Here is a 4,246-nt window from a genome sequence, read left to right as displayed (position 1 = left end):
GGCTGGACCTGGTACACGGGCTCGGCCGGCTGGCTTTACCGGGCCGCGGTGGAAGGCATCCTCGGCATCGAGCGGCGCGGCAAGGAGATCACGTTTAGACCGAAGCTGCCCGGGCACTGGGACGGCTACGCCGCGACGCTCAAGATGTTCGACGGCGAGATCAAGCTTCGCGTCATCCGCGACAAAAAGACCAAGTCGATCTCGCTAGAAGTCGACGGCTCGAAGAAAAAATCGGCGTCTTTCGAGCCGAAATCCGGCGGAAAGACCGAGGTCGTCGTCAGGATACCTGCGTAAAATCAAAGGCTTGGCTTGTCGACCGCGCACCCCTCGGGATGCGCGGCCGATCGCCGTTTTTTACTTGGCAAGGTCCCTGTGCCCGATCGTGTGCCTTCCTTTAGGGCAAGCTAAGCAAGCAGCTCGTGATTAAAAATGTGGCAGCGGGGGCCAAGTGCCATTATTTTGCCGTAAGCCTGACATTTCACCTTTTATCTCAAACCGTTAGGTGATCACGTCAGATTTCGTACCGTCGTCATCTTTTGTTCGCTAAATGGGAACGGAAGGGATAGACGACGCATTGTTTCGCGACACATTAACCGATACGTGTCAAAAAATGGTGCGGTGCACAATTCGGGCATTGAGCACAGACAAGAGTTTGGCGGAGTAGCTGAAGTGTCACTTCTGCAGATCTACTTTAGAGCGCTGGGTTATCTGGCGGCCGACAAGAAGCGCGTCGCGCTGATTTGCGGCGCCAACGTCGCGCTCGCGGCGATCGCGATCCTCGAGCCGATCCTGCTGGGCAGGGTGATCGGTGCCATCTCCGAAAAAGGCGCGGTGTTTTCGACGCTCGCCGTCTGGGCAGCCATCGGCGTCTTCAATGTCATAGCCTTCGTGCTGGTGGCGCGCGGCGCCGACCGTTTCGCCCACGCCCGCCGCTCGGAAGTGCTGTGCCAGTCCTTCGAGCGCGTCATCACCATGCCGCTTGCCTGGCACCACCAGCGCGGCACGTCCAATTCGCTGCACACGCTGCTGCGCGCCGTCGAGACCCTGTTCAGCCTCTGGCTTGAATTCATGCGCGTCCATCTCTCGACGGCCATCGCGCTGGTGCTGCTGGTTCCGACCGCGCTATCCATGGACATCCGCATGTCCGTCGTGCTGCTTGGCCTGGGCGTGCTTTACGTCGGCATCGGCCGCATCGTCATGCGCCGCACCAAGTCGGGGCAGACCGCCGTCGAGCGCCACTACCACACGGTCTTCGCGCATGTCTCCGACAGCGTCAGCAATGTCGCCGTCCTGCAGAGCTACAACCGCATCGGCCATGAGACCGCGACGCTGAAGCGTTACGTCAAGGACCTGCTCGACGCCCAGAACCCGGTGCTCGACTGGTGGGCGATCGCCAACGCGCTGAACCGCCTGTCGTCGACCATCTCGATGATGATCGTGCTGTCGATCGGCGCCTATCTCGTCACCCGTGGCCAACTCCGCGTCGGCGATGTCGTCGCCTTCACCGGCTTTGCAGGGATGCTGATCGCCCGTCTTGACCAGATGTCGGCTTTCACCACCCAGATTTCCGAGGCCCGCGCCAAGCTCGAGGACTTCTATCGTCTCGAGGACTCGGCGGCCGAGACCATCGAGCCGGATGGCCTGCGTGAGCTCACCAACGTCACCGGCCATGTGCGCTTCGAGGACGTCAGCTTCGAGTTCGCCAATTCGGGCCACGGCATCGAGGACGTCTCCTTCGAGGTCCAGGCTGGCCAGACGGTCGCCATTGTCGGCCCGACCGGCGCCGGCAAGACGACGCTCATCAATCTCCTGCAGCGCGTCTTCACGCCGTCCCACGGCCGTATCCTGATCGACGGCATCGACACCCGAACGGTGACCCGCAAGTCGCTGCGCCACTCGATCGCCACCGTCTTCCAGGACGCCGGCCTGCTCAACCGCTCGATCGAGGACAACATCCGCGTCGGCCGCGCCGATGCGAGCAATGACGAGGTGCACGCCGCCGCCAATGCCGCCGCCGCGCAAGACTTCATCCTGTCGAAGAGCGGCGGCTACGACACCGTCGTCGGCGAGCGGGGCGGCCAGCTCTCGGGCGGCGAGCGCCAGCGTATCGCCATCGCCCGCGCCGTGCTGAAGGACGCGCCGATCCTGGTGCTCGACGAGGCGACCAGCGCGCTCGACGTCGAGACCGAGGACCGCGTCAAGGAAGCGATTGACGAGCTGCGCCGCAACCGCACGACCTTCATCATCGCCCACCGCCTGACCACGGTCCGCGACGCCGACCTCGTCGTCTTCATGGACAAGGGCAAGGTGGTCGAGATGGGCGGCTTCACCGAGCTGTCGCTGCGCAACGGTCGCTTCGCCGCCCTGCTGCGCGCCGGCGGCCTGCTCAACGACGAGGAGGTCCGCCGCCTCAGCCGTCCGGTGACGGAAGCGGCGTAAGTTCTTCCCTTCTCCCCTTGTTGTGGGAGAAGGGAAAGCACTTCCGTCTGCGACAACCGTCCAATTGCCCTCGATCCATCGCCGGTCTATTTAGATCGGCATGAGCGACACCACCTCACGCTTTTCCGCATGGGCTGACCTCGCCAACCCGACGCGCTTCGTCGGGCTGGCGGACAAGGTCATTCCATGGCTGGCGGCGGCCGCGACGATCCTGCTCGCCGTCGGCCTCTATATGAGTTTCACCGCGCCGGAGGATTTCCAGCAGGGCATCACCGTGCGCATCATGTATATCCACGTGCCTTTCGCCTGGCTCGCCATGATGTGCTACACGATCATGGCGATCTCGGCGCTGGGCACGCTGGTCTGGCGTCATCCGCTGGCCGATGTGGCGCTGAAATCGGCGGCCCCGATCGGGGCCACCTTCACCGCGCTGGCGCTGATCACCGGTTCCATCTGGGGTAAGCCGATGTGGGGCACCTGGTGGGTCTGGGACGCGCGGCTGACCTCGGTTTTCGTGCTTTTCCTGATGTATCTCGGCATCATCGCGCTGACCCGCGCGCTCGACGATGCTGGCCGGGCCGCCTGGGCCGCGGCAATCATCACGCTGGTCGGCATCATCAACATCCCGATCATCAAATTCTCGGTCGACTGGTGGAACACGCTGCACCAGCCGGCGTCGGTCTTCCGCCTCGGCGGCCCGACCATCGACCCTTCGATGCTGTGGCCGCTCGCCGTCATGGCGCTCGGCTTCACCGTGCTGTTCTTCGCGCTGCACCTGATGGCGATGCGCACGGAGATTTTCCGCAGGCGCGTGACCGCGATGCGCAGGGTTGCGGCAAGGCAGGCGGAACGGGCTTAGGGATGCCAAGCGCTGGCATTGGCGATTAGCCGGAGCCTCCCACGCCTTCGTCATCCTAGGGCGGAGCGACGCACAGCGGAGCGCAGACCCTAGGATCCATTCCGTTACTCCTCCGCCTTGCAGCCGTCGGACTCTTGGCGCCTGATCCCCAATTCCTATTCTGCAACGTAGCGCTTTACGGTCCAGGTCACGGAATGGATCCTAGGGTCTGCGCGCGTCGCTTCGCTCCTTGCTCCGCCCTAGGATGACGATCGATCGTGGGTGCCCGACCCTCGACTATCCCATCCGCCCCCTTGCTGCCACCGGCAGCGTTTCCAGCACCGTGTCGCCGTCGATCAGATGCACCTGATCGAACAAATTCGTGACCACGCAACAATGGTCGGGCACGACGCGCACACGCTCGCCGATGCGCAAGCCGGCGCCGTCGGAGAGGGTGACGGTGCCGTGCTCTTCGCTCAAATCGGTCACCAGGGCGCCCGGCACGCCTAGCAGTTCGCCGAACTCCGGCAGGCCCAGCGTATCGGACGACAGCGCCTTGCTGCCGCTGTCGAGGATGGCGCGCGTCTTCGTCGGGTGGCTGACGACGGTGGCGAGCACCGTCAGCGCACAATCGTCGAGTGTGCCGACGCCTTTGGCGACCTGGTAGCGGTCGAGATAGATGTAGGTGCCGGGCCGGTATTCGGTGACGACGCTGTCCTCGCCGGAGCGCCACATGTCCGGCGTGCCGCCGCTGGAGATGCGTTCGCATGCGAGCCCTGCCGCCGCAAGCGCATCACGCGCGGCCTTCAGCCAGGCGTCCGCCTCGGCGGCGCGACCCGCCGCCGGATAGGTCATCAGCCCGCCGAAGGAGAGGCCTTTGGCCTGATCGATGACCTTTGCCAGCGTCACCGCGTCTTCGGCGCTCTGGACGCCGCAGCGGCCCATGCCGGTGTCGCACTCGACCAGCAC

The 4,246-nt window shown here is 64.2% G+C and carries 4 protein-coding genes; 3 read left to right on the top strand and 1 reads right to left on the bottom strand.

Annotated features, from left to right (window positions below; all coding sequences use genetic code 11):
* The 3 genes from EOD07_RS37775 to EOD07_RS24760 all read left to right on the top strand — a co-directional run.
* Positions 1–294 (top strand): hypothetical protein (locus tag EOD07_RS37775; protein ID WP_164772493.1); only part of this gene is annotated, 294 nt, incomplete at its 5' end.
* Between the two features lie 375 nt (positions 295–669).
* Positions 670–2,439, top strand: coding sequence for a glucan ABC transporter ATP-binding protein/ permease (locus EOD07_RS24765; protein ID WP_071074796.1), 1,770 nt, complete (start codon positions 670–672; stop codon positions 2,437–2,439).
* Between the two features lie 100 nt (positions 2,440–2,539).
* A complete protein-coding gene (locus tag EOD07_RS24760) occupies positions 2,540–3,298 on the top strand; it encodes a heme ABC transporter permease (RefSeq protein ID WP_127237300.1) in 759 nt (252 codons plus the stop codon).
* Between the two features lie 276 nt (positions 3,299–3,574).
* On the opposite strand, the gene EOD07_RS24755 is transcribed toward EOD07_RS24760, so the two are convergent.
* A partial coding sequence (locus EOD07_RS24755; protein ID WP_206519543.1) for an alanine racemase occupies positions 3,575–4,246 on the bottom strand: 672 nt, incomplete at its 5' end.

The organism is Mesorhizobium sp. M2C.T.Ca.TU.002.02.1.1 (assembly GCF_003997225.1).
This window is presented reverse-complemented; position numbering and strand designations above follow the sequence as displayed.

What these genes read in the sequence shown, in the direction of transcription:
- EOD07_RS24760 (WP_127237300.1), top strand. Translation starts at nt 2,540, where the DNA reads ATGAGCGACACCACCTCACGCTTTTCCGCATGGGCTGACCTCGCCAAC.